This window comes from Archangium sp. Cb G35, from assembly GCF_001896145.1.
GTDB lineage: Bacteria > Myxococcota > Myxococcia > Myxococcales > Myxococcaceae > Archangium > Archangium violaceum.
Window position 1 is genome coordinate 45,650 of the sequence record NZ_MPOI01000016.1, and the last position, 24,731, is coordinate 70,380.

At 70.0% G+C, this 24,731-nt stretch carries 22 protein-coding genes; 10 read left to right on the forward strand and 12 right to left on the reverse strand.

The genetic code is table 11. The features are described from left to right. Positions 1-4: 4 nt before the first annotated feature. A complete protein-coding gene (locus BO221_RS40715; protein ID WP_073566328.1) occupies positions 5-4,606 on the forward strand; it encodes a response regulator in 4,602 nt (1,533 codons plus the stop codon). A gap of 30 nt (positions 4,607-4,636) precedes the next feature. Here BO221_RS40715 and BO221_RS40720 read toward each other — a convergent pair whose 3' ends face one another. Then, positions 4,637-5,371, reverse strand: coding sequence for a hypothetical protein (locus tag BO221_RS40720; protein ID WP_073566329.1), 735 nt, complete (start codon positions 5,369-5,371; stop codon positions 4,637-4,639). Positions 5,372-5,599: 228 nt separating this feature from the next. Here BO221_RS40720 and def point away from each other — a divergent pair, with 228 nt between their 5' ends. Then, on the forward strand, positions 5,600-6,121 hold the full coding sequence (gene def / locus BO221_RS40725) for a peptide deformylase (RefSeq protein WP_073566330.1): 522 nt from the start codon (positions 5,600-5,602) through the stop codon (positions 6,119-6,121). Here def and nth read toward each other — a convergent pair. Then, positions 6,087-6,755, reverse strand: a complete 669-nt coding sequence (gene nth / locus BO221_RS40730) for an endonuclease III (RefSeq protein ID WP_073566573.1) — start codon at positions 6,753-6,755, stop codon at positions 6,087-6,089. The two genes, def and nth, sit on opposite strands and share 35 nt — an antisense overlap. Before the next feature lie 195 nt (positions 6,756-6,950). Between nth and BO221_RS40735 the strand changes: the two genes are divergently transcribed. Then, entirely contained in the window at positions 6,951-7,979 is a 1,029-nt protein-coding gene (locus BO221_RS40735) for a M23 family metallopeptidase (RefSeq protein WP_073566331.1), read from the forward strand. A gap of 30 nt (positions 7,980-8,009) precedes the next feature. On the opposite strand, the gene BO221_RS40740 is transcribed toward BO221_RS40735, so the two are convergent. Then, positions 8,010-8,279: an HU family DNA-binding protein gene (locus tag BO221_RS40740; protein WP_043394050.1), complete on the reverse strand. Its 270-nt coding sequence runs from the start codon at positions 8,277-8,279 to the stop codon at positions 8,010-8,012. A 325-nt stretch (positions 8,280-8,604) separates the two neighbouring features. On the opposite strand from BO221_RS40740, the gene BO221_RS40745 reads away from it, so the two are divergent. Further along, complete coding sequence (locus BO221_RS40745; RefSeq protein ID WP_073566332.1) at positions 8,605-10,047, forward strand: hypothetical protein; 1,443 nt, start codon at positions 8,605-8,607, stop codon at positions 10,045-10,047. Here BO221_RS40745 and BO221_RS40750 read toward each other — a convergent pair. After that, positions 9,993-11,138: an alpha/beta fold hydrolase gene (locus BO221_RS40750; protein ID WP_073566333.1), complete on the reverse strand. Its 1,146-nt coding sequence runs from the start codon at positions 11,136-11,138 to the stop codon at positions 9,993-9,995. The genes BO221_RS40745 and BO221_RS40750 overlap by 55 nt on opposite strands. 102 nt (positions 11,139-11,240) lie before the next feature. Between BO221_RS40750 and pssA the strand changes: the two genes are divergently transcribed. From pssA to BO221_RS40770, 4 genes are read left to right on the forward strand one after another with little or no spacing between them, the layout of a single operon-like run. Then, positions 11,241-12,080: a CDP-diacylglycerol--serine O-phosphatidyltransferase gene (gene pssA, locus BO221_RS40755; RefSeq protein WP_073566334.1), complete on the forward strand. Its 840-nt coding sequence runs from the start codon at positions 11,241-11,243 to the stop codon at positions 12,078-12,080. A 56-nt stretch (positions 12,081-12,136) separates the two neighbouring features. Next, a complete protein-coding gene (locus BO221_RS40760; RefSeq protein ID WP_073566335.1) occupies positions 12,137-13,402 on the forward strand; it encodes a CinA family nicotinamide mononucleotide deamidase-related protein in 1,266 nt (421 codons plus the stop codon). Further along, entirely contained in the window at positions 13,399-14,871 is a 1,473-nt protein-coding gene (locus BO221_RS40765) for a hypothetical protein (RefSeq protein ID WP_073566336.1), read from the forward strand. The genes BO221_RS40760 and BO221_RS40765 overlap by 4 nt, the downstream gene beginning before the upstream one ends. Before the next feature lie 52 nt (positions 14,872-14,923). Further along, positions 14,924-15,448, forward strand: a complete 525-nt coding sequence (locus tag BO221_RS40770) for a DUF1285 domain-containing protein (RefSeq protein WP_073566337.1) — start codon at positions 14,924-14,926, stop codon at positions 15,446-15,448. 218 nt (positions 15,449-15,666) lie between these two features. Here the strand turns inward: BO221_RS40770 and recA are convergent, their stop codons facing one another. Then, positions 15,667-16,716, reverse strand: coding sequence for a recombinase RecA (recA, locus tag BO221_RS40775; protein WP_073566338.1), 1,050 nt, complete (start codon positions 16,714-16,716; stop codon positions 15,667-15,669). 213 nt (positions 16,717-16,929) lie between these two features. Then, positions 16,930-17,724 carry a 1-acyl-sn-glycerol-3-phosphate acyltransferase gene (locus tag BO221_RS40780; RefSeq protein WP_073566339.1) on the reverse strand — a complete coding sequence of 265 codons (795 nt, stop codon included), beginning with the start codon at positions 17,722-17,724 and terminating at the stop codon, positions 16,930-16,932. Positions 17,725-17,824: 100 nt separating this feature from the next. Here BO221_RS40780 and BO221_RS40785 point away from each other — a divergent pair, with 100 nt between their 5' ends. Beyond that, positions 17,825-19,165 carry an NAD(P)/FAD-dependent oxidoreductase gene (locus BO221_RS40785; RefSeq protein WP_073566340.1) on the forward strand — a complete coding sequence of 447 codons (1,341 nt, stop codon included), beginning with the start codon at positions 17,825-17,827 and terminating at the stop codon, positions 19,163-19,165. Here the strand turns inward: BO221_RS40785 and BO221_RS40790 are convergent. Next, the gene (locus tag BO221_RS40790; RefSeq protein ID WP_073566341.1) at positions 19,113-20,747 is read right to left on the reverse strand and encodes a YifB family Mg chelatase-like AAA ATPase; all 1,635 of its coding nucleotides are present in this window, start codon (positions 20,745-20,747) and stop codon (positions 19,113-19,115) included. The two genes, BO221_RS40785 and BO221_RS40790, sit on opposite strands and share 53 nt — an antisense overlap. A gap of 195 nt (positions 20,748-20,942) precedes the next feature. Here BO221_RS40790 and BO221_RS40795 point away from each other — a divergent pair, with 195 nt between their 5' ends. Next, positions 20,943-21,608, forward strand: coding sequence for a hypothetical protein (locus BO221_RS40795; protein WP_073566342.1), 666 nt, complete (start codon positions 20,943-20,945; stop codon positions 21,606-21,608). Here the strand turns inward: BO221_RS40795 and BO221_RS40800 are convergent. From BO221_RS40800 to BO221_RS40820, 5 genes are all read right to left on the reverse strand, one after another. After that, on the reverse strand, positions 21,509-22,075 hold the full coding sequence (locus BO221_RS40800; RefSeq protein WP_369866015.1) for a DUF2378 family protein: 567 nt from the start codon (positions 22,073-22,075) through the stop codon (positions 21,509-21,511). The two genes, BO221_RS40795 and BO221_RS40800, sit on opposite strands and share 100 nt — an antisense overlap. Positions 22,076-22,184: 109 nt before the next feature. Continuing rightward, positions 22,185-22,682, reverse strand: coding sequence for a biopolymer transporter ExbD (locus BO221_RS40805; protein ID WP_073566343.1), 498 nt, complete (start codon positions 22,680-22,682; stop codon positions 22,185-22,187). 2 nt (positions 22,683-22,684) lie between these two features. Then, on the reverse strand, positions 22,685-23,110 hold the full coding sequence (locus BO221_RS40810; protein ID WP_073566344.1) for a biopolymer transporter ExbD: 426 nt from the start codon (positions 23,108-23,110) through the stop codon (positions 22,685-22,687). A 99-nt stretch (positions 23,111-23,209) separates the two neighbouring features. Next, positions 23,210-23,887, reverse strand: coding sequence for a MotA/TolQ/ExbB proton channel family protein (locus tag BO221_RS40815; RefSeq protein ID WP_043394067.1), 678 nt, complete (start codon positions 23,885-23,887; stop codon positions 23,210-23,212). A gap of 69 nt (positions 23,888-23,956) precedes the next feature. Then, positions 23,957-24,721: an energy transducer TonB gene (locus BO221_RS40820; protein WP_073566345.1), complete on the reverse strand. Its 765-nt coding sequence runs from the start codon at positions 24,719-24,721 to the stop codon at positions 23,957-23,959. Positions 24,722-24,731 lie beyond the last annotated feature (10 nt).

The following is a 24,731-nucleotide window of genomic DNA, read 5'->3' on the forward strand; positions in this document are numbered from 1 at the left end:
TCCAATGGCCGAATCGGTCCTCCTCGTCCACGACGACATCGCCACCATCGCCACCGTGCGCCGTCTGCTCGCACGCGAGGGCTATGAGGTCATCCTCGCCACCTCCGTGGCGGATGCCCTCATCGCCTTTGGCCACCACCTGCCCGCGCTCATGATCCTGGCGCCCGGCATGGAGGGTGGGCGCGGCTCTCTCGTCCTGGATGAGCTCGGCCAGCACCCGGACATGCGGCTCGCCCGCGTGCTGCTGCTCGGCGAGTCCGTCCCCGGCAGTGCCGCGCCGGTGGCTCCGCTGCCCCTGGATGGCTCCGGTTTCGTGGAGCAGGTGGCCACGGTCATCGTGTCGCCCGCGGGTCCGGAGGCCTGGTTCGCGGTGAGGGACGAGGTGGTGGAGCCGGTGGCACCCGCGCCCGCGCCGTCCGGGCCGCCGGGACTCGTCCACAGGTCCGCCGGGCTCGGCCGCAACGCCGCGCTGGAGCACGCGCTCTTCGATGACCTGCCGAGGACGGACGAGCCGCGGCGGTCCCAGTCCTCGCTCGATGCCGAGGATCTCTTCTCGCAGACGGAGCAGGCGGTGGTGGCGCCCGTTCCGGCGCTCACGCCCGCGGTGGAGGCTCCGGCTCCGAGGGCCCCGGTGGCGGCCGAGCAGGACCCTGGCACCGAGGCGGAGTCCCTCTTCGGAGCGACGGAGCAGGCGGTGGCCGGGTCGGACCAGGTGCCGGTGCAGGCGCCCCCGGGCCCCAACGAGGACGAGCTGAGGCGCATGGAGGAGGACGTGCGCCGCGAGGCCGCCGCCCGGCGCCGGATGAAGCAGGAGGACTCCTCGCTGCCCGAGTCGTCTTCGGCGGGGCTCTTCGCGCGGACTCCGGCGATGGGCTCGGCGATTCCCATCATCACTGCTCCGACTCCGGTCGAGCTGGGGCCCGTGCCGGTGAAGGCGCCGGAGCCGGTGGTGCCCCTGGCCTCGCTGCCCGCGCTGCCGCCGGTGAAGGTCGTGGACGTGGAGGCGGAGGCCCGCGCGGAGGCCGAGCGTCTCGCCCAGCAGGAGATTGAAGCGGCGCTGGCGCGTGAGCGGGCGGCGTCGGGCGCGCAGGAGGCGGCGCCTTCCGCCGAGACGCAGAAGAAGGCGGGGCCGAAGCTCGGGGAGGAGGGGTTCTTCGATGTCCCGAAGACGCCCATGTCCGTGCGGCCCCTGGATGGCTCGGAGCTGGAGCCCGTGCCAGAGGATGCGCCCCTGCCGTCCGAGGGCGACGCCCCCGAGGGGTGGGAGGAACCGCACCAGGAGAGCGTGGGCGCGGACTGGTTCGACTCCGAGTCCGCCGGGGCGCCTCGTGCCGAGGCGGTGAAGGCCGGGCCCGCGAAGGCGGAGCCGGTGGACGCCGGAGCGGTGAAGGCCGAGCCTGTCTCGGAGCCGGCACCGGGCGAGGGGCAGGAGGACGGGGAGGGAGGCCAGCCCGCGGCGAAGAAGTCGCTGGAGACCACGTCGAAGTTCCCGTTGCGGCCGGTGCCCGGGGCGGTGGACGCGCCGGATGTGACGTCGCTGCCGGCGGATGACGCGGTGGCGGTGCTGGAAGTGCGCCTGATGCGGGCGGAGCGCCGGCTCTCCCAGCTGCTGTCCGAGCGGGATGGCGCGTTGGCGCGACGGCGCGAGGCGGAGAGCAGGAGCGAGGAGCTCGAGGCGGAGGTGGCACGGCTGCGCGCCTCGCTGGAGACGCGGCCGGAGGTGCCGGACGCGCGGCTGGAATCCCTTGAGACCTCGCTGCGTGCCGAGGTGGAGCGGCTGAAGCAGGAAGCGTCGGCACGGGAGGAGTCGCTGCGTGCCGAGGTGGAGCGGCTGAAGCAGGAAGCGCCGGCGCGGGAGGAGTCGCTGCGGCGCGAGGCCGAGGCCTGGCGGACGCGGCTCGAGGCGCTGACGGAGGAGCGGGGCCAGGAGGCCTCGCTGCGGCTGGAGGCGGAGCGGCAGCTGGAGGCGGCGCGGGCGCGGGAGGCGGAGCTCGAGCAGTCGCGCACGGCCGAGGCGCGGCGCCGCCAGGAGATGGAGGCCGAGGCGGCCGCGGCGCGCGAGCGCGAGGCCGAGCTGCAACCGCGGCGGGAGGAGGAGCTCTCCCAGCTGGGCCAGCGAATCCAGGCCCTCGAGCAGCAGGTCTCCGAGTGGCGGGAGAAGGCCGAAGAGCAGGAGCGGCTGCGGGCCGGGGCGGAGCAGCGCGCCACGTCCGAGGCGGAGGCCCGGGCGCGGGTGGAGGCGCGGCTCGAGGCGGAGAAGGCGGCGCGGGCGGAGGTGGAGGAGCGGGCCCAGGCGGAGACGAAGTCCCGCGAGCAGTGGGAAGGCCGGGCGCATGGGGAGGCGAAGGCGCGCAAGGAGGTGACGGCGCGCGGGGAGAAGGAGGCGAAGGCCCGGGCGGACGCGGAGGCGAGGGCCGAGGCGGAGCTCCAGGCCCGCACGCGGGCCGAGTCCCGTCTGGAGGCCGAGTCCCAGGCGAGGGTGGCGGCCGAGGAGCGGCTCGCCGGCGCGGAGAAGGCCCTGGCCGAGGCGGAGGCGCGGGTTACCGCCGAGAAGAAGGCGAGGGCCGAGGTGGAGGCCCGTGCGCGCACCAGCGCGGATGCGCGCGTGCAGTCGGAGATGAAGGCCCGCACCGAGGCGGAGTCGCGCGCCGAGGCGGCGGAGAAGGCGCGGTCCGAGGCGGAGGCGAGAGCCGAGGCGGAGGCGCGGGCCCGGGCCAAGGCGGAGCTGAGCGCCGAGGCGATGGAGAAGGCCCGTGCGCGGGCGGAGGCGCGTGCCGTCAAGGCGGAGCAGGAGCGTTCCGAGGCGCTCGCCCGGGCCGAGGAGCAGGAGCGGGCGCTGGCCGACGCGGAGACGCGGGCCGAGACGGCGGAGCGGCAGCGCGCCGAGCTGGAGGCCCGAGCCGAGCGCGCGGAGAAGGCGCGGAGCACGTCGGACGGGTACGCCGGGGAGCAGGAGCGGGCGCGGGCCGAGGCGGAGGAGCGTGCCGAGGCGGCGGAGCAGCTGCGCGCCGAGGCGGAGGCTCGTGCCGAGCGTGCGGAGAAGGCGCGTGCCGCCGCGCAGGCGAAGGCCGCGGAGGAGAAGCAGGCCCGCGCCGAGGCGGAGGCGCGTGCCGGGGAAGCGGAGCGGGCGCGCACCGAGACAGAATCCCGTGCCGGGGCGGAGTCCGAGGCGCGCGAGGAATTGACGCGTGTGCGCTCGGAGCTGGAGTCGCGGCTGGCGGGCCTCGAGGAGACGGTGGCCGAGCATGCGGCTCGAGTCCGCGAGGCGCGGGCGGAGGCGGAGCGGCTCACGCAGACGCTGACCCAGGAGCGGGAGGAGCGTGAGTTCCTCGCCCACGAGGTGGAGCGGCTCGAGGCGGCGCGGGCCCAGGCGCAGGCGGAGACGGTCGAGCGTCTGGCGCGCGCCGAGCAGGCCCGTCGCGAGGCCGAGGAGAAGGCGTTGCGCGAGGCCGAGCAGACCGTTGCGCGGGTGCGCGCGGAGGCGGACACGGCCCTCGCCAAGGCCCGTGCCGAGGCCGAGGAGCTGGCGGCCCGGGCCCGTGCGGCGATCGTCTCCATCCAGGTGCCCGGCAGGTTCGAGGTGGACATTCCCCGCTCCGGCAGCGTCAACGCGGAGGGGCTCGCGCGGCTCGTCACCCGTCTCCAGGAGGCGCGTGCCCAGGTTCGCCTCGAGCTCAAGGTGGCGGGAGCGCTGCGCATCCTCTGGTTGAAGGATGGGGCGCTGGTAGGCGCCATCTCCTCGGCGCCGGACGAGTCGCTCGTCGACCGGGCGCGGGCGGATGGGCTCATCGACGCGCGCCAGGAGAACGAGCTGCGCCTGGTGCGCAGCGCCTCCACGGGGACGCTGCTCGACGCCATGCGTGGCCGTGGCTACCTGCGCGAGAACGAGTTCGTCCCGTTGGTGCAGCGCTACACCGAGCAGGTGGCCCTGGACGCGCTCTCCGAGCCCTCCTCGCTGTACCGGCTCACCGAGGAGTTGCCTCCGCACGAGGTGGCGCTCGCCGCCTCCACCCGGCCGCTGCTGCACCTGCTGGCCGAGTCCCTGCGCAACGGGGTCTCCAGCGATTCCCTCGTGGAGGCCGCCGGCGGACTGCGCGCCGTGGTCGTCCGCGGCGAGCCCGAGCCCACGCCGGAGGCCTTCGGGCTCTCCTCGCGCGAGCTGCGGCTCCTCGAGGACATCGACGGAGAGCAGACCCTCGAGCAGTTGCTGCTGGGCGCGGGCATGCCGCAGGACACCGCGCTCAAGGCGCTCGCCGTGGCGCGGGCCCTGGGTCTCATCACCCTGCGCCCCGCCTCCAAGCCCTCGGGCTCGGAGCAGGACGCACCGGGCGAGCTGGACGTGCGCCGGCTCGAGTCCAAGTTCGAGGAGATCCAGGAGGCGGACTACTTCACCGTGCTCGGGCTCTCGCGCTCGGCGGGCAGCGAGGAGGTGAAGCGCGCCTTCGAGCTGCTCACCACCGAGTTCCACCCGCTGCGCTTCGCGGGGCACCCGGATCCCGCGCTCCAGCACCGCGCCCAGCAGATCTCCTCCGCCCTGGCCGAGGCGGCGCGGGCGCTCGCGGATGACCGGCTGCGCGAGGAGTACGCGCGAAGCCTGCTGGACTGAGAGGGGCGGCCGTGTGCCGCCAGGCCCGTCCTACTTGGGCGAGACCTTGAAGGGATTGGACTGGGCGACGAGCTTGGACCCGACGCGCACGGTGAGCACCATGTTGCCGCCCTGCTTGTCGAGGACGACCTGCTCCTGCCGCACGCCCTTGCTGAAGGAGTTGCTCAGGTTCGGGTGGATGCGCCCCTTGTTGGTGGACAGCTGCACCTGACCCTCGAAGAGGGCCGCGTCCGGGCCCTCGACCCGCAGGGTGATGGTGAACGGGACGTCGCGGACCTGATCCGGGATGGGCTCGATGAGAACACCGGTGACGCGCAGCTCCTCGTCTCCACCGCCGTTTCCCGTGCCCGGCTCGGTGCCGGGGTCCCCCGGGCCGCCGTCCTCGTCCAGCTCTGGAGGCAGTGGGAGCACCGTGAGGCCCTCTTCGCTGACGGAGCCGCTTCCGTTCGCCAGCTCCAGCCGGACATCTTGCAGCCCGGCGGACAGGCTCCCGGGCAGGGTGGCCAGCAGTGTTCCATCCTGCTCCACGTGGGTGATGGGCGCCGCCTGCCCGCCAATCCGCAGGGTGGGCGTCACCAGGGTGGCCGTCTGCTTGCCGTAGTCCACCTTCACCGGCAGCGGCCCATCCAGCTTGACAGCGACCGTCGCCGCCTCACCGCTCACCACCTCCTCGGGCTCGATGGAGATGATGTTCGGCGCCGGCGACACGTAGGGCTCGCATGCGCACAGCACCAGGGTCGACAGCAGTGCGATCTTCCTGAGCACGGCGAATCCCTCCTGTGCTGCTCTCGCGGGGAATTCAGACTGGAATCAGTGTGCCTCGACGCTCGCCCGGTGGAAAGCGGCCCCGAGGCTTTCCCAACACGCACGCTCAGTAGCAGTTTTTTTACTGGAAGTTTGAAGCCGTGGTGCTGGAAAGAGCGAGCTGTCGGGCAGCGGACGGGGGGCGCTGGCCGGTTGCCCGTCGGTTGTCAGGGAGTTAAGACGGGCGCCATGGTTCGCGAAATCCTCATCTGGCCCGATCCCATCCTGAAGCAGAAAGCCAGGCCGGTGGCCCGGGTGGACGACTCCATCCGCACCCTGGTCAAGGACATGTTCGAGACCATGTACGCCGCCGATGGCGTGGGGCTCGCCGCGCCGCAGGTGGGCATCCTGCAGCGGGTCATCGTCCTGGACACCCGGCCGCGCCAGCCCGAGTCCCAGCCGCTGGCGATGATCAACCCGGAGATCATCGCGCTGGAGGGGAAGATGACCTACACCGAGGGCTGCCTGTCCATCCCCGGCGAGGCCGAGGACGTGGACCGCGCCGCGGTGGTGACGGTGAAGTACCTGGACCCCGAGGGCCGCGAGCAGACGCTGACGTGCGACGGGCTGCTGGCCATCGCGGTGCAGCACGAGACGGACCACCTCAACGGCACCGTCTTCGTGGACCACGTCTCCACGCTCAAGCGCGAGCTCATCCGCAAGCGGATGAAGCGCGTCAAGGCGTCTCGCGAGGACCGGCCGTCGGCTTGAGCCGCACGCCCTTCTTCGGGCAGAGGTGGGCCACCGCGCAGCGCTCGCACGCGGGCGCCCGGGCCAGGCAGGTCCTCCGCCCGTGCCAGACCAGGAGCTGGTGGCCCTTGGCCCACCGCTCCGGTGGCAGCAGTGCCTGCATGTCCAGCTCCACCTTGTCCGGGTCCTCGTGGCGGGAGAAGCCCAGCCTGTAGGCCAGCCGCTTCACGTGCGTGTCCACCGGGAAGGCATCGTCGCCACCGAGGTGGATGCACACCACGCCCGCCGTCTTGCGGCCCACGCCTGGGAGCTCCTCCAGCAGGGCCCGCGAGCGGGGCACTTCTCCGCCGTGCTCGTCCACCAGCGCCTGGGCCGCCGCGATGATGTTCTTCGCCTTGGCGCGGTACAGGCCGCACGTCTGGATGTAGGGCTCCAGCTCCTCCACCGTGGCCCGGGCGTACGAGTACGGATCCGGGAAGCGCTGGAAGAGCGCGGGGGTGACCATGTTCACCCGCTTGTCCGTGCATTGGGCGGAGAGGATGACCGCCACCAGCAGCTCCATGGGGGTGCGGTAGTCCAGCTCGATGCGCACGTCCGGCATGGACTCCTCCAGCCGGTCCAGCACGTCCACCGCCCGCTTCCGCTTCGACTCCATCGACTCGCGCGACACGGGGGTGCTCTATGGCAAAACCGACCTCGGACGTAAAGCAGTTTCCACTACCTCTCAGGACGGTTCACCCGACCTCTCCGGGCCGGGGACATACCTGGAGTGTCTCCCGTGAGACGCCCGGCTGGGGGCTTCGGACGTTGGCTGGCTGATTGCTAGAAGGTTGATACACTAAGCGTCGCCTTGCGTCGTCCTGCCGCCCTCATGCTGCTCATCCTGTCGGCGTGTGCTGTTCCTCGCGCCCGGCAGAAGATGAGCTTCGACGAGCTGTACTCCCAGGAGACCGCGCCCTCCCAGGTGGACGCGGGAGCGGGGGCCGTGTCCCCGGGAGGGACGCCCAAGCGCATGCCCCAGGCGAGGCGGAAGGGCTCGTTGGTGGATGCCCCGGTGTCCCAGGAGCTGCGGGACGCCCTGGCCACCTTCGCCACGCAGGCTCGCGCCACGCGGTCGCAGATGCAGCGGGGCAGCCCCATGCCGGACGCCCAGGTGATCAACTGGCGGGAGATGAACGCCACCCTGGACGCCTTCCTGAGCCAGTCCGCGCGCAAGACGTCCTCGCTGGACGTGGTGCGCGCCCGGGTGACGCTGGAGGCCGAGCTGGAGGAGGACGCGCGCACCTACGGGGACATGCCCGCGGACCTGGCCGACGCCGTGCTCGCCCGGATGGATCAACTGGCGGTGCGCATGGCCGAGCTGCGCCTGTTGCAGCTCAAGCCCTCGAAGAAGCCCCTCCGGTTCGTCTGGCCGGTGGATCCGGTCGTCATCACCAGCGTCTTCGGCAGCCGGGTGCACCCCATCACCGGCCGGGAGCGGGATCACCTGGGCCTGGATCTCGCGGCGAAGCGGGGTCAGATCGTCTCGGCCGCGGCGAAGGGCGTGGTGGTGCGAGCGGGGTGGAACGGCGCGCACGGCAACCAGGTCATCCTCCAGCACGATGGGAACATCACCACCCGGTACAGCCACCTGTCGCGCGTGCTGGTGACGCCCGGCGAGGTGCTCGAGGAGGGGGACGTGGTGGGCGCGGCCGGCAAGACGGGCCTGGCCACCGGCGTGCACCTGCACTTCGAGTTGTGGAGGGAGGGAGAGCCGGTGGATCCGCTCGACGAGCTGGGCCCCACGGAGTCCGGCGAGGAGCCTTCCTTCGTGCAGCGCGAGCCGGCCGGGGTCTCCAAACGCGAAGGGCGCCGTCCTGCCGGACGACGCCCCCAGTGAGGTCGGAGCGCGCTCGCGGGCTCCTGCGGACTACAGCGAGTTCTTCAGCTCCTTGGCGGGCCGGAAGCCGATCGTCTTCGAGGCCTTGAGCTTCATCATCTCGTTGGTCTGCGGGTTGCGGATCTTCCGCGCCTTCCGAGAGCGGACCGACCAGGTGCCGAACCCGGGGTAGCTGAAGCGCTGGTCCTTCTTCACCGCCTTGCCGATGTTGGCGAAGACGATGTCGAGAATCTCGGCCGCCGACTTCTTCGTCAGCCGCGACTGCGCCGCCACCGCCTCCACGAGCTCTGCCTTGGTCATCCGCGCTCTCCTCCGTCAGCGTTGAAATTCGAAAGTCCGAGGTTGGTAACAAATCGCTCTTTTGTCTGTCAATGCTGACAACCATTGCGAGGCCGGTAGATCGGCCTCCGCGCGATCCGCGAGGAATTTGACGGATCGCCGGGCTCCTCTAGAGAGAAGAAGCCGTCCCGCGCCCCTCTGGGAATGAGCGCGGTGGGTCTTATGACCCGCGAGGTGTGGATGTGATCGATTGAGAGGGTTTTTCTTTGTCATTTCGATCATTTGCGCGACGCCTTCTGATCCAGACGAGCATGGAAGGCCGGCAGGTAATAGTGTGTGCGATCGAATGCTCCGCTGCCTGCTGATGATCTGCTGCCTGACGTTTCCGGCCTGCCGTGCGACCGCCGGAGTGATCGCCCCCGTCTCGCCCGCCGGACCCACCGAGGTGTGGGTCGACGGGGTCTGGCGCGAGGCCGGGGACGGGTCGCGGGCGCGTCCCTTCACCTCCCTTCACGAGGTGCTGGCACGGGGCCTGGGCGGGGGCACTCCCGTCCGGGTGCATCTGGCGCCGGGCCGCTACGCGGGGCCCTTCGTCCTGCCCGCCGGGGTGGAGCTCATGGGGGCTGGGGAGGGCTCGGTGCTGCACGGGACGGGGACGGAGCCGGTGATCCGGGCGCCGGAAGGGGTCCGCTCGAAGGACCTGGTGCTTGAGGGCGGAACCTGGGGCTTGGAGGCGGCGGGGGAGGTGCGGCTGGAGGCGGTGCGCTTCCGGGGGCAGAGCCAGGGTGGGGTGCGGATGGAGTCGGGGCAGCTCTCGGTGGAGGGAGGCGGGCTCGAGGCGGAGGGGACGGGGGCGGTGGGGGTGCTGCTGGGGGCGGGCGCGCGCGCGGAGGTGCGCGAGGCCACGTTCACGGGCTCCTTCCGGCGGGGCGTGGAGGCGAGGAACGCGGAGGCGGAGCTGGAGTCCGTGCGCTTCCGGGGGCCCCAGACGGCGCTCTACCAGGAGGCGGGGCGGGTGCGGCTGCGGCACGTGTCGGTGGAGGGGGGACGCGAGGTGGGCCTCTTCGTCCAGCGGGGCACGCTGCGGCTCGAGGACGTCACCGTCACCGGACACGAGTATGGGCTCCAGTCCATGAAGGCCACGCTGGAGGGGCGGGGTTTCACCTCGGTGCGGGCGCTCCGGGCGGGCGTGGCGCTCGTGGGCTCCCAGGTGGAGTTGGAGGACACGGTGGTGCTGGGCAGTGGCCCCTTTGGAGGGGTGACGCTGGTGGCCTCGGAGACGGTGCTGCGCGGCCTCCGGGTGGATGGGGCGGAGGAGTACGGCGTCATGGCCACGCGCGGGCGGCTCCGGCTGGAGCGGGCGGTCCTCACCCGGCTGACGACGCGAGATGGGGAGTCGGGGGACGGGCTGCACCTGCGCGACACCCAGGTGGAGGTGGAGGGCCTCGTGGTGCGTCAGGCCTCGGGCGTGGGCGTGCTGTCGGCGCAGGGCTCGCGGGTGGTGCTGCGCGAGGCCTCGCTGGAGTCATGCCAGGAGGCCGGGGTGTGGGCGGAGACACTGGGCCAGGTGACGGCCGTGGGCCTGGAGGTGCGAGGCTCCCGTGGGCCCGCGCTGGTCGCCATGGTGGACGGGGTGCTGCGGGTGGACGCGCTCACGGCGAGGGACAACGCCGCGGGGCTCGTGATGGCCGATTGTGAGGGCTCCACCGGGGTGACGCTGGGCCGCGTGACGGGTCAGGGCAGGGAGACGGTTCCCGCGCTGGCCTGTGTGGCGAGCGTTTCTCCCTGATCCAGGGGCGTGGCGTGGGCCGCCAGCCAGTCGCGGATCTCCGGATGGACCTCGATGGGCGCGCCCGTGCCGAAGAGCAGATCTCCATGCCCGTAGTTCATCTTGTCGCCGCGCTCGCAGCCGAAGACGTGGATCTTCTTGTCCGATGAGCCCACCAGCTCGAACTGCGCGCGCAGGTTCTTCGGCGAGGCGAGCCGGTCCACGCTCCCGCCCATCACCATCACCGGCAGCGAGAGCTTCGCGAGCCCCGCGCGCCAGTCCACGCTCCCGTCGAAGGAGCGGAAGGCGTCGTGGTCGATCCAATCCCGGAACTGCCGCAGCACGTTGCGGCTCATCGACGCCATCATGTTCGCGTAGACCTTGCGCTGGGTGGGCGGGGGGATGTGCTTCGGGTTGATGATGACGTCGGACAGGGGCAGGGTGACGTAGCCGAGGAAGGGCGCCAGCGAGAAGCTCAGCCACTCGTTGCGGAAGCCGCGCGGCCACGAGGCCCGGCTGCCCACGTGGCTGAGCCGGCGGATGAGCGGATCCGGCGGGAAGAAGACCGGAGCGCCCAGGGCGAGCAGCCCCGCGAGCTTCTCTCCCGCGGGCCCTTGCGCGACCGCGTAGCCCACGAGTGCTCCCAGCGAGTGGCCCACCCAGAGGGCGCGCCGGGCCCCTGTCTGGGCGAGGGCCAGCTCGATGAGGGCGGGCCCGTCCTGGGCGACGAAATCATCCACCGTGACGTCGGGCCAGCGGCGGCCCCGGGGGGGGGGGCGCGAGTGGCCGATGCCACGCCACTCCACGCTGAAGCAGTCGAAGCCGGCCTCGGTCAGGGCGTGGGCGAGGGAATAGGGCGGCTCGAAGTCGAAGGTGCACCGGTTGGCGGCGAGCCCGTGGCACAGCAACACCGGCTCCTCGAAGCGCCGGTGGGCGGCGCGGCGCACGTGCACGGTCAGCTCCCACCCATCCTGGCAGCGGACCTTCAGACGCTCGGGCTCGGGCGTGCGCAGGCGGTACCACCGGCGGACGGCGAGCACCCACAGCCCGTTGATACCCAACAGGATGAGTACGGCGAGCAATACCCAGGATGTCCAACGCACCGCGTCCATCGGCCCTCCGCGAAGACCGGGCAAATAAAACCCTGATATGATTCGTTCTCCCCCGGCTTTCACGGGAACGGCCAGTGGCCAACACATGGAGTCAGGAGAACGATGAGACCCCACAAGTTGATGTTCGTCCTGCCCAACCTGTTCACGGTCTCCTCCATCCTTTGCGGCTTCTACGCCATGATCCTCTGCGCGGGGCAGCCGGGCCCGGCGCAGTTCAATCAGGCGGCCCTGTCCATCCTCTTCGCCATGTTCTTCGACGGGTTCGACGGCCGTGTCGCCCGCCTGACGAAGACGCAGAGCGACTTCGGGATGCAGCTGGACAGCCTGGCGGACGTCATCTCGTTTGGCGCCGCGCCTGCCCTGTTGGTCTACAAGTGGGCACTCGAGCCCCTGGGCTTCCTGGGAATGTTCCTCTCCTTCTCCTTCGCGGCCTGTGGGGCGCTGCGGCTCGCGCGCTTCAACGTGATTGCCATGCGCAGCCCCCAGGGGGGTGGCGGGAGCTTCTTCGTGGGCCTGCCCATCCCGCTGGCCGCTGGCGTGCTCGTGTCGATGATCATCGCCCACCATGCCGCCACGGCGGGTGAGGTGCTCGAGGACTCGGCCCGGGGCCCCGTGGCGGTGGCGGCGACGCTGCTGGCGCTGCTGATGGTGTCCACCGTTCGCTACCGGACCTTCAAGGACCTGCGGCTGTCGCGCCGTTCGGCCTTCGTCCTGATGCTGGTGCTCGCCAGTGGCGTGGTCATCGGCACCCGCTTCCACCCGGCCTACGTGCTGGTGGCCTACTCGTTCGCCTACCTCGCCTTCGGTCTCGTGGAGTCCGCGTTCCTGGTGCGTAACCGGCTCGTGGCCCGGAAGATGGGGCGGGGCGCCGTTGCCGCGGCCGTCCTCGAGGAGGAGGACGAGCTGGACGACGAGGACGAGGACGACGAGAAGGTGGCGTAGGCGCGCCAGTATCTGCGCGTGCCGGGGACGGCGGGTGCGGCTAGGATGCGCCGCCCATGCGCGTCGAGCTGCTGTGCACCGGTGACGAGCTCGTCACCGGACTGACCACCGATACCAACAGCCCGTACCTGGAGGCGCGGCTCTTCGAGCTGGGCCTCAAGGTGACGCGGGTGGTGCTGGTGGGGGACGTTCGCGAGGACATCACCGGGGCCTTGAAGGAGGCCGCCCACCGGGCGGACGTGGTCATCGTCTCGGGAGGGCTGGGTCCCACCGCGGATGACTTCACCGCCGAGTGCGCCGCCGCGGCCGCGGGTGTGCCGCTCGTCGAGGACGCGCGGACGCTCCAGTTCCTGCGCGAGCGGGCGAGGAAGCAGGGCCGGGAGCTGCTGCCCAACGTGGCGCGCATGGCGCTGGTGCCCCAGGGCTCGGAGGTGGTGCTCAACCCGGTGGGAGCCGCGCCCCTGTTCATCGTGAGGATGGGAGGCTGCCGGCTCTTCTTCCTGCCGGGCGTGCCGCGCGAGTACCGGGCGCTGGTGGACGGCGAGGTGTTGCCGCGTGTGCGCGACGAGCTGGAGAAGCAGCCGGGCCGCACGTACCGGGCCTTCCGCCTGCTGCGCACGGTGGGCATCCCCGAGTCCGTGCTGGACGCGCGTGTGGCCCCGCTGGCGGCGGCGCATCCGCGGGTGGTGTTCGGCTTCCGCACGCACGCGCCGGAGAACCAGCTCAAGCTGATGGCGGAGGCACCCTCGCGGGCCGAGGCCGATGCCGCCCTGGCCGCCGCCGAGAAGGCCGCTCGCCAGGAGCTCGGCCTGGCGGTGTACGGCGCGGATGGGGACACCTATCCCGTCGTGCTGGCGAAGCTGCTGACGGAGGCGAAGGCCACGCTGTCGCTCGCGGAGAGCTGCACGGGAGGCCTCATCGCGGCGCAGCTCACCGGGGTGTCCGGTGCGAGCAACTTCCTGCTGGGTGGAGCGGTCGTCTACACCGAGCCGATGAAGACGGCCTGGGCCGGAGTACCGCCCGAGCTGCTGGCCACGCACGGCGCGGTGTCGAGGCCGGTGGCGGTGGCCATGGCCGAGGGCATCCGGGCCGCGTGCGGGACGACCCATGGCCTGTCGGTGACGGGCTTCGCGGGCCCGACGGGGGGAACCCCCGAGGATCCGGTGGGCACCGTCTACTGTGCGCTCGCCACGGAGGGGGCTCCCACCCGCTGTGAGCGTTTCTCCATTGCTGGCGATCGGGACCTCGTGCGCCTGTTCGCCGCCTCGTACGCGCTCGAGCTGCTGCGTGAGCGCCTGTTGACCCCGCCTTCCGCCCCATGAGCCGCTCCAAGTCCAAGCGTCCCAAGCAGTCCTCCGCGCCGGTGCCCGAGTCCGCGCCGTCCGCCGCGCCGGCCAGTGAGTCCCGGACGGCCCCGCCGGAGTCCACTCTCCCCGAGCAGCCCGTGGAGCCCTCCGTATCCACGGGAGCGCCAGGTGGAGTCGCGGGAGCCGCGTTGAGGATCTGGCTCTCGGCGTACCGGGTGGAGGTGGTGCTCTTCCTGGTGAGCTTCGTGGTGTTGGCCAGCTTCAGCTCGCAGCGGTTCCTGCGGCAGAGCGAGGCGCCGCACTTCGTGTACCAGTCGAAGGCGTGGCTGGAGGGACGGCTGGACCTGGACCCCGAGGTGCTACCCAACCTGGAGGACTGGGCGTGCGTGCGGGAGGGGGCGGGGGAGAAGGTCCGGTGCGAGGGCCGGGTGAGGCCTGGGGACCGCTGGTTCGTGAGCTTCCCGTCGTTCCCGGCGGTGGTGATGCTGCCCTTCGTGGCGCTGCACGGCTACCAGTTCAACGACACCTCGTTCGGGGTCATCGTCGGGGCGCTGGCGGTGGCGCTCTTCTACTCGCTGCTGCGCTTCCTCGCGAAGGAGGGGGAGACGTCGAGGGACCGCACGGAGAACATCGGCCTGGCGCTGACATTGGCCTTCGGCACGTTGTTCTTCTACGCGGCCATCCGGGGCGAGGTGTGGTTCAGCGCGGAAGTGATGGGCGTGGTCTTCACGTGCCTCTACGTGCGCAACGCGGTGCGGGCCCACCGCCCGGTGCTCGCGGGACTGTTCTTCTCCATGGCCACGCTCACCCGCACGCCGCTGCTGTTCTCCGGGCTCTTCTTCGTGCTGGAGGCGCTGTGCCCGGGGCCGGACCGGCTCGGACAGCTCAAGGCGCTGGGCGAACACTGGAAGCCCGTGGTGCGCAAGCTGGGCCTGTTCGCGCTCGGGGCCGCGCCGCTCGCGCTGCTGGCGGCGGCCTACAACGTCTACAGGTTCGGCAGCCCGGGCGAGTTCGGCCACGCGTTCCTCTACAACAACCGCGTCAACGTGGACATCGACCGCTGGGGCCTGTTCGATCCGGTCTACCTGTCGCGCAACCTGGAGGCGGCCTTCTTCAAGCTGCCGAAGGTCTCGTTCAATCCGCTGCGGCTGGGCTACGACCCGCATGGCCTGTCGCTGCTGCTGACCTTGCCGCTGCTCGTCTTCCTGGTGGTGCCGAAGCTGAGGCCGCGCCTGCACTGGCCGCTGTGGCTCACCGTGGCCGTGACGGCGCTGCCCGGGCTCTTCTACCAGAACACCGGGTACATGCAGTTCGGCTTCCGGTTCAGCATCGACTACACGCCCTACCTGCTGTTGCTCTTCGCCATCGGTGGCTGGTCCCTGCGAAATCGCGCGGTGCAGGCCGTGGTGGTGCTCGGCGTGCTGGTGAATTTCTGGGGCGCGGTGGCCTTCCGGGGCTACACCGAGCTTGTCCGGAACTGGTAGGGCCGGGCACGTGGGCTTGACCGGCCGCCCTCGGGCGAGCAGATAACGAGACGTGACTCAACCGCCCTCAGGACCCACACCTCCCTCGGGACCGCCGCCCCCGGGCAAGCGCTGGCACACCCGCGAGGACAGCGGCATCCGGCTCGATGCGCGGCTGCGCTGGTGGCACGACGACGAGCCCATCGAGCACCCGCGCATCATCGAGCTCTTCAACAGCTCGCTGGTGCTCGACGAGCAGGGCCGCTACCAGCTCCAGATCGGCCAGGACTGGTGCTTCATCCAGGTGGAGGACGCCGCCTACGAGGTGCGCACCGTGGACGTCACCGCGGACGAGCGCGTGTCCGTGCGCCTGAGCGATCGCACCGCCGAGGCGCTCGAGCCAGACACCCTCGCCGTGGACTCCGAGGGCGTCCTCACCTGCCGGGTCAAGCGCGGCCGGGCGAAGGCGCGCTTCTCCCGGGATGCCCAGTACCAGCTCGGCGAGCTGATGGAGCAGGGCGAGGACGGCGGCCTGTACCTGCGTGCCGGCCAGCGCCGCCTCGCGGTGCCCGTGTCGCTCGAATCCCTGGGCGCCTGAGCTCCTTCAGCAAAGTGAGCGAAGACATCCCCTCTCCCCTCGGGAGAGGGTCGGGGTGAGGGTTCCCGAGCCCGTTCTTCAACCCGTGGCCAACAGTGTGGGCAGGGGATTCAACCCGGGATGCGTGGCACCCTCACCCCGTCCCTCTCCCGGAGGGCGAGGGGATGGGGTCACGGTCAGCGCATGGAGCGCTCCTTCGTGGACTTCCCTGAAGGGGCTCAGGCCATCGCCGCGGGGGCTTCCATCTCGGCGGCCGCCGGGTTCGGTGCGGGGACGGGGAGGCTCATCCCCACCACGTCACGGGCAAGCGCCTCCATGGCCTCGGGGTGCTCGCGCAGCCACTCCGAGGCCCGCTCCCGGCCCTGGCCGATCCGCTCGCCGCGCAGGCTGAAGTGGCTGCCCGCCTTGTCCACCAGCCCCGCTTGCACTCCCAGGTCGAGCACCTCGCCCGGGCGGTTGATGCCCACGCCGTACAGCAGATCGAACTCGGTCTCCTGGAAGGGCGGGGCCACCTTGTTCTTCACCACCTTCACCTTCGCCCGCGTGCCCACCACGCTCTCGCCGTCCTTGAGGTTGCTCGTGCGGCGGATCTCCATGCGCACCGAGGAGTAGAACTTCAGCGCGTTGCCGCCCGTGGTCGTCTCCGGGTTGCCGAACACCACGCCGATCTTCATGCGGATCTGGTTGATGAAGATGATGCAGCACCCGGTGCGGCTCACCGCGCCCGTGAGCTTGCGCAGCGCCTGGCTCATCAGCCGCGCCTGCACGCCCATGTGTGCGTCGCCCATCTCGCCCTCGATCTCCGCGCGCGGCACCAGCGCCGCCACCGAGTCCACCACGATGAGGTCCACCGCCCCCGAGCGCACGAGCTGCTCGGTGATCTCCAGTGCCTGCTCACCGGTGTCCGGCTGGGAGATGAGCAGCTCCTCCACGCGCACGCCGAGCTTGCGCGCGTAGTTGACGTCCAGCGCGTGTTCCGCGTCGATGAAGGCCGCCACGCCGCCCTGCGCCTGCACCTGGGCAATCGCGTGCAGGGTGAGCGTCGTCTTGCCCGAGGACTCGTTGCCGAACAGCTCCACCACGCGCCCGCGCGGGTATCCGCCCACTCCGAGCGCCCGGTCCAGTCCCACCGAGCCCGTGGGGATGACCGCCACCCGCTGCTCGCGCACCTCGCCGCCCAGGGGCATCACCGCGCCCTTGCCGAACTGCTTCTCGATCGCCGCCACCGCCGCCGCCACCGCCTTCAGCTTCTCCGTCAGCTTGTTCATGTCGCTCCTCGCCGCCCTTGTTGAGTGGGGCTTCGCCTCGGAGCCGGAATGGCCCGGGCGTGCCGCGAGGAGCATGAGCAACAGCCGTGCCGTGCTCCGCTCACTCGGAGCGCGTGGCGCGGAGGGGTCTCATCTGGCGCGAAGGGTCCCGCTTGGTGGAACGGTGGGGTTCACGGGGAATGAGGACGGAGACGGATACCCTCGGAGAGAATCTCAGGCGGGCGTCTCGGAGAGGCCATCGTCGCTTCCGGCCGAGAGCGCGTCCTGGGGCACGCCGCCCTCTCCGCCGATGTCCCGGTGGAGCTGGATGATGACGTCCCGCACCTCGTTCATGAGGGCCTCGCGCTGGGGTCCCTTGCGTCCCGCGGTGGCGATGGGCTGGCCCACCTTCACGCGGATGGGGTGGCGCCGCAGCCGGACGCTGCCTCGGGGGAGCATTCCGCGCGTGCCCTCGATGGCGATGGGGATGATGGGGACGCCCGCCTCCACGGCCAGCGCGAACGAGCCCTTCTTGAAGGGGAGGATGCGCCCGTCCATCGAGCGGGTGCCCTCGGGGAAGGCGAGGATGTTGGAGCCGGCGCGGATGCGCTCGCCGGCCTGCTTGAGGCTGCGCATGGCCTCACGCCGGTTGGAGCGGTTGAGGAAGATCATCCCCGTGCCCGCCATGTACCAGCCGAGGAAGGGAATCCACTTGAGCACGTGCTTGGCGATGAAGCGGATGTTCACGGGAATCGCCGCGAAGGCCACGGGGATGTCGAAGGCGGACTGGTGATTCATCAGGAAGATGTGGGGCTTGCTCCAGTCGACATCCGGCAGGGGCTCCACGAGCAGGGGCGAGCCGGTGATGTGCCAGTGCATGGGGGCCCAGAAGCGCCGCGCCATCATCAGGGGCACCTCTCCGTTGAGGGTGAGGATCGCCGCCAGCCCGGACACGGTAATCCAGAACACCAGCCACAGGACGAGGAAGACGGCCTGGAAGAGTGCGATGAGGGGTGACAGGAGCATCATCACCCGGCCTTCTAGCTCGCCCAATCAACGGCGGGTACGGGGTAGACGCGGAGACGTCGATTGCCTTGAAGTTGCTCCCACTGGGAGGAACATCCTGAACATGACAGGCCCACGCGACACGCTTCCCCATGTGGTCATCCTGGGTGGTGGTTTTGGTGGTCTGTATGCCGCCCGTTCGCTGCGCAACGCTCCGGTGCGCGTCACCGTGGTGGACCGGCAGAACCACCATCTCTTCCAGCCGCTGCTGTATCAGGTGGCCACGGCCACCCTGAGCCCGGGAGAGATCGCCTCGCCCATCCGTGGATTGTTGGGGCGGGAGACGACGGTGCTGCTCGCCGAGGTGACGGGCGTGGACGTGGCGGGCAAGCGTGTGCTGCTGGCGGACGGGGAGTTGTCGTACGACTCCCTCGTCATCGCCACGGGGGCGACGCACTCCTACTTCGGCCACGATGAGTGGGCGAAGCACGCCCTGGGGTTGAAGACGATCGATGACGCGCTGGAGATCCGCCGCCGGGTGTTGCTGGCCTTCGAGCGGGCCGAGCGCGAGACGGATCCGGTCCGCCGCCGCGAGCTGCTCACCTTCGTCATCATCGGCGCGGGGCCCACGGGGGTGGAGATGGCGGGGGCGCTCGCGGAGATCTCCCGCCACACGTTGACGCGGGACTTCCACAACATCGACCCGTCCCAGGCGCGCATCCTGCTGTTGGAGGGACTGCCGCGCGTGCTGCCCGTCTACCCGGAGCACCTCTCGGAGAAGGCGCGCCGTTCGCTGGAGAAGCTGGGGGTGGAGGTCCGCACGGACACGCGGGTGACGAACATCGACGAGACGGGCGTGTACATCGGCGAGGAGCACATCCGGGCGAGGAGCATCATCTGGGCCGCGGGCGTGGCGGCTTCACCGGTGGCGCGCTCGCTGGGCGTGGAGCTGGACCGGGCGGGCCGCGTGAAGGTGGCGCCCGAGCTCACGCTTCCCGGCCACGAGGACGTCTTCGTCATTGGCGACCTGGCGCACTTCGTCCAGGACGGCCATCCCATTCCGGGAGTGGCGCCCGCGGCGATGCAGCAGGGCAAGCATGCCGCGCGCAACATCCTCCGCAGGTTGCGAGGCCAGCCGATGGAGGCCTTCCGTTACTGGGACCGGGGCACCTACGCGGTGATCGGACGAGGCAAGGCGGTGGGGGTGGCCTTCCAGCGCTTCGAGTCCTCGGGCTTCAGTGCGTGGCTGGCCTGGCTGGGCATCCACGTGCTCTTCCTGATCGGCTTCCGGAGCAAGCTGGCGGTGCTCATCAACTGGGCGTACTCGTTCATCGCCTTCAAGCGCTCGGCGCGGCTCATCACCGGCCCGTTGCCCGAGCTGGTGCGGCCCGAGAGGGCAGGGGAGGGCCCGCTCACGGGTCGTCCGGGGACCGGGGGCCCCGTCCGGGACGCGGCGGCGGGTTGACGTCGCCCTGCCAGGGGGGCGGGCCTCCCAGGGTATTGGTGTGCAGCCACGTCCGCCGGTCGATCTGCCGGCAGTCGATGGCCAGGTGCACGTCCGCGTCCTCGATGCGCTCGTGCCCTTCCAGGTCCGCCCGGGACAGGGCCAGCTTGAGGATGCGGTCATGGGCGCGCGCGGAGAGGCCGTACCGTGTCATGGCTTTCCCCAGGTCCTCGCCGGCCTTCTGGGACAGCTTGCAGTAGCGGCGCAGCAGCCGCGAGGGCATCTGCGCGTTGCAGTACACCCCGGGCTCGTCGCGGAAGCGGAACCGTTGCCGGTCGCGAGCTGCCTCCACGCGCTCGCGGTAGTACGCGCTCGTCGGCTCCTCCCCGTCGTTCCGGGCGATGTGGTGGTACTCCACGGGGCGCGTCTGCAGGGTGATGTCGATGCGGTCCATCAACGGTCCGCTCACCCGTGAGTGGTAGTCGTGGATGCGGAACTCCTGGCACGAGCACTTGCGGCCGGGGACGTTGAAGAAGCCACACGGGCACGGGTTCATCGCGGCCACCAGCATCACCCGGCAGGGGTAGGTCACGTGCTGGACGGCGCGCGCCAGGTGGATGGTGCCTTCCTCCAGCGGTTGCCGCAGCACTTCCAGCACGTTCTTGCGGAACTCGGGCAGCTCATCGAGGAAGAGCACTCCATTGTGTGCCAGGGACAGCTCGCCGGGCCGAGTGGCCGGGCCTCCGCCCACCAGCCCCGCGTCGGAGATGGTGTGGTGGGGCGCGCGGAAGGGCCGCTCGCGCATCATCGTCTGCTCCTCCCCCAGCAGGCCGAGCACGGAGTAGATCTTCGTCACCTCCAATGCCTCGTCGAACGCCATGGCGGGGAGGATGCCGGGCAGCCTCCGGGCCAGCATCGTCTTGCCCGAGCCCGGCGGACCGCACATCAGGATGTTGTGGCCACCGGCGGCGGCCAGTTCCAGCGCCGTCTTGACGTCCGCCTGCCCCCGCACGTCGGACATGTCCGGGGGCGTCTGGCGTCCGCGAGACGGGGCAGGGGAGCCTTCCTCGCGGGTGAAGGGGGCCAGGGGTTTCTCTCCGGTGAGGTGGTCCACCGCCTCGCGCAGATGGTGGACGGCCAGCACGTGGATGCCCGCGACGAGGGCCGCCTCGGCCGCGTTGGCCGCTGGCACCATCACCCCCTGGTAGCCCCCGTTCCGTGCCGCCACCGCCAGGGGCAGCACGCCCTTGATGGGCTTCACGGCCCCGTCCAGCGACAGCTCTCCGCCGAAGAGGTAGCGCGACAGGGGCTCCTCCTCCATCAGCTTCGCCGCCCCCAGCACTCCCAGCGCGATGGGGAGCTCGAAGGCCGCCCCTTCCTTGCGGATGTCCGCCGGGGCCAGGTTCACGGTGATGCGCTTGGAGGGCAGCTCGAAGCCACAGTTCTTCAGCGCCGAGATGACGCGCACCTTGGACTCACGCACCGCGCCTTCCGGCAGCCCCACCACGTTGAAGTAGGGCAGCCCCAGCGCCATATCCACCTCGCACTCCACCACCACCGCGTCGATTCCCATCAACGCGCCCGACCGCACCCGCGCCAGCATGTCCCGCCCTCCGAATGGTTTCCGCCACACGGGAGCAATGCGCGTACCGGCCTCTCTCCGAGGAGACGCCGCACCGAGGGGGTCCCCGGGCCCGGATGGCACGTCTCACCTCCGAGGGCTCTTCGTCGCTCGCCCGCTCGTACCGTGGGAGAGGAAGAAGACAGCTACCGTGAAAGTCAGGTAATCTGGCAAGCCATGGAACACTCCGTCCTGGCCCCGCACCCGGGAAGTCATTCCCGGTCGTCCTCCATCCACGTTCGTCGAGGCGATCTGAAGCGAAATGCCCGGCTGAAGCTGACGTTCGCGGTCTTCCGCTTCTGCCTCTACGGGATGGTGGGCCTGTCCTCGGAGATCTTCTTCTACAACCTGGTGCGCATTGCCCGGCACGTGCCGCTGCTCGAGATGCTCTTCCGCTTCCAGTGGCGGGTGGATGATCGGCTGCCCCTCAACGACATCTGGGACACGCCCATCGTCGCGGCGTACGGCCAGTGCTCGCTGTGGATGTTCCTCATCTACGGCGTGGCCTGCTTCTTCTTCATCGAGGCCATCTACCGCCGCACCTTCCGCCAGCACACGCTGCTGCGCGCGGTGCTCTACGGCCACGCCATCCTCCTCTTCGAGGGCCTGAGCGGGGTGTTCCTGGAGAAGCTGACGGGCTACCGCATCTGGTACTACGCGGACAGCGGCGCCATCCTCTGGCAGATGACGTCGCTCTACATCCTGCCCATCTGGATGGTGACGGGGCTGATCGCGGAGTTCATCTACAGGGAGATGATGGATCCGGATCTGGTGGCGGCGCTGGAGTCGCCCTTGCCAGCCACGCCCGAGGAGACGGAAGCCTCGCTCCAGCTGATGCAGTAGGTGCAGGCGTGGTTGTCGTAGCCGGACAGGCCGATGCGGATGTCCGCCGCGCCGGCCGTCCTCAGGCCCGCGTGGAGAATGCCGGCGGTGAACGTGGGCAGCGAGCCCACCTCGTTCATCCACAGCTCGAACTGGCGCGGGCCCAGTTCCTTGAGGCGTGACTCGGTGTAGTTGTTGCCAGCCCGGAAGTTCTTCGTGGTCCTCATCAGGGCCCGCCGCGGCCCCAGCACGCGCAGCAGCGAGAGCACGGCACGCCCCGGCAGCGTCTCGTGGAAGCCGTCGATGAAGGCCTCGCCCAGCTTGAAGGCTCCCTGCTCCAGCGGCTCGTCGGGGTGGAGTTCCTGCGCCGTGATGCGCAGGAACGTCATCCACGTGTCGAGCGGGTAGGCGGTGCGGAGCTTCAGATCCAGATCCAGCCCCGCCTGGCGCAGGCGGGCCTTGCAGGAGGGCGGGATGCGCCCGTGCAGACCTCAAGCGAAGACCGCCTCGACGGTCTGCTCGAAAACCAAGAGCTCGTCGGCCATCAGAGTCGAGGACTCTAGCCGACGAGCTCCTGGGTTGTGAATCTCACTGAGACTACGGGGCCGGGGCGGGGGCCGGAGCCGGAGGGGCGTTCGGATCCACCTCACCACCCGCGGCGGCGGCCGGGATGTCCTCGGTGGCCATGCCCAGCACGAAGGCACCGGCCTGCTTGGCGCCGTCGAAGGCGGCCACGAGCAGACCGTAGTTCGCCTTGTCGTCCGCCACGAAGAAGACGATGCGGTCCTCCTTCTTCTTGGCCGTCAGCATGCGCCGGAGCTTGTTGACGTACTCGTCCTTCTGCACCGTCTCGGTGTTGATGGAGTAGGTGCCGTCGGCGTCCAGCTTGACGATCAGCTGGCTGTTGTCCTGCGGCATCTGCTCCACGGGGACGTCTTCCGTCTCCGGAATGCGCACCTCGATGTCCTTCTCGAGGAGCGGCGTGACGACCATGAAGATGATGAGGAGAACCAGCACCACGTCCACCAGCGGCGTGACGTTGATTTCCGAGTTGGGCGGAGTTGAGGCTTTGACAAACTTGCGCGTGGTGCTCATGGCTAGTTCTTCAACTCCTCGACGCCCAGGAAGATCTTCTTGGCCTTGGCCTTGCGGGTGACCTCCATCACCTGGCGCACATCGCCCACGGTGAGGGCGCTGTCACCCTTGAGGAGGATCTTCTTGTTGGGCAGGTAGGCGAGCGTGTCCTTCAACTTCGCCTCCAGCCCCGCGGCGTCAAACTCGTCCTGCTCCACGAACATCTTCTTGTCCGTGGTGACGGAGAGGATGATCGGATCCGGGTCGGTCGTACCGCCCTTGTCTTCCTCCACCTTGGCCGCCTTGGGCAGGGTGACGGACTTGCCACGCTGGAGCATGGGCGTGACGACCATGAAGATGATGAGGAGCACCAGCACCACGTCTACCAGCGGCGTGACGTTGATCTCGCTCTTCGGGCCCCCTTGGGAGCCGCCTGCGGACATTCCCATGCGTGCACCTGTTCCTGGAGAAGAGAGCGCCCGCCTCCCACGGAGGGTCTCCGGTTCGCGGAGATCCGTTGGAAGGCGGGCCTTTGGCTCTCGTTGGGATTAGGCCTGGGGCGCGTGCGAACCACCCAGGTTGCGCGCGACCACGTCCAGGAACTCGTTGGAGGACTCGGAGATGTCCACCGAGCGAGCGTCCACCCAGCCCGACAGGAAGTTGTAGGCCATCACGGCGGGGATGGCCACCAGCAGACCGAAGGCCGTGGTGATGAGCGCCTCGGCGATACCGGCGGAGATGGTGCCCAGACCACCGGAGCCCGCGGCCGCCATGAGCTGGAAGGCGTTCACGATACCCATCGTGGTGCCCAGCAGACCCACGAACGGGGCCGTGGAGCCCACCGTGGCCAGCACGCCCAGGCCGCGCTTGAGGCTCTGCACCTCACGCTGCGCCTGACGCTCCAGGGCGCGCGCCACCGACTCCACCGCCACTTCCTTGTCGGAAGGGCTGATGCGGTACGCGGTCAGGCCGGAGCCGATCACGCGGCCCAGGTGGCCGATTTCCTTGCCCATGTTGGTGTTGGCGGCCTGCTGCAGATCGCCCTTGGCCAGGATGGAGCCCATCTTGGCCGCGAAGTTGCGCGAGTCCCTGCGGGTCTTGCGGAAGACGATCATACGCTCCGCCATGACCACCAACGACGCGACGGACATGATCGCCAGAGTGAAGATGATGCAACGGGCGAAAAGACCCGTGTGCGCCCAGATTTCGGCAAGCGTGAATTGCATGGTTGGGGGAAGCGCTCCTCCTCGAGCGCGGTTGGGGTACGGCGATTACGACAATGGCGACGCCCTGGACTAGCGGGGCAGGCTCAGACGGATGTTGAAGGTGTAGTCGACCTGCACGGGCCGACCCTGGAACGTCACCGGCTTGTAACGCTGAGCATACAGCGAATCCAACACCGCCTGCTCCATGTGGGGCAACGGCTTGATGATGCGGCAGCGCTCGATCGCTCCCTCGGTGGTGATGACGCACTTGACGATCATCAGACCCTGAACGCGCGCCTCGAGGGCCTCGCGGGTGTACTGCGGCGCCGGACCCGACATCTTCTCCGGGCGGGTCATTCCCGCGCCGAACGGAAGCACGTCCGTTCCGGTGCTGCCCACCTGGCCGCCGAGCACTCCGCCAACCACACCACCCACCACACCGCCGATCACGCCGCCGGCCACGCCACCTTCGACACCGCCCTCCACCTCCTCTTCAGTGGACTCCTCCTCCTCCTGACCCGCGTTCGGATCAGGCTCCACCTCGGGCGGCTTCTCCTGGGGGATCTCCTTGGGCTGGACGATGACGTCCGGCTTCTTCACCACCGGCTTCTTGGTGGGGTTGCTCTTCTTCGCCGGAGGAGGCGGAGGAGGCGGAGGAGGCGGAGCGGCCGAGACCGGGGGAGCCATGGCCTGCTTGAAGGTGACCTCCACCTCCTTCTCCTTCTCCTTCTCCGACGGCCGGGAGATGAACACGGCGAACACGAAGAGACCGATGTGAAGGACGACCGAGATGAAGGTGCCCACGCCGAAACGCGTCTTGGGGCCTTGTCCGCGGTCAAGGACAGAGTCGAACATGCGCTACGCT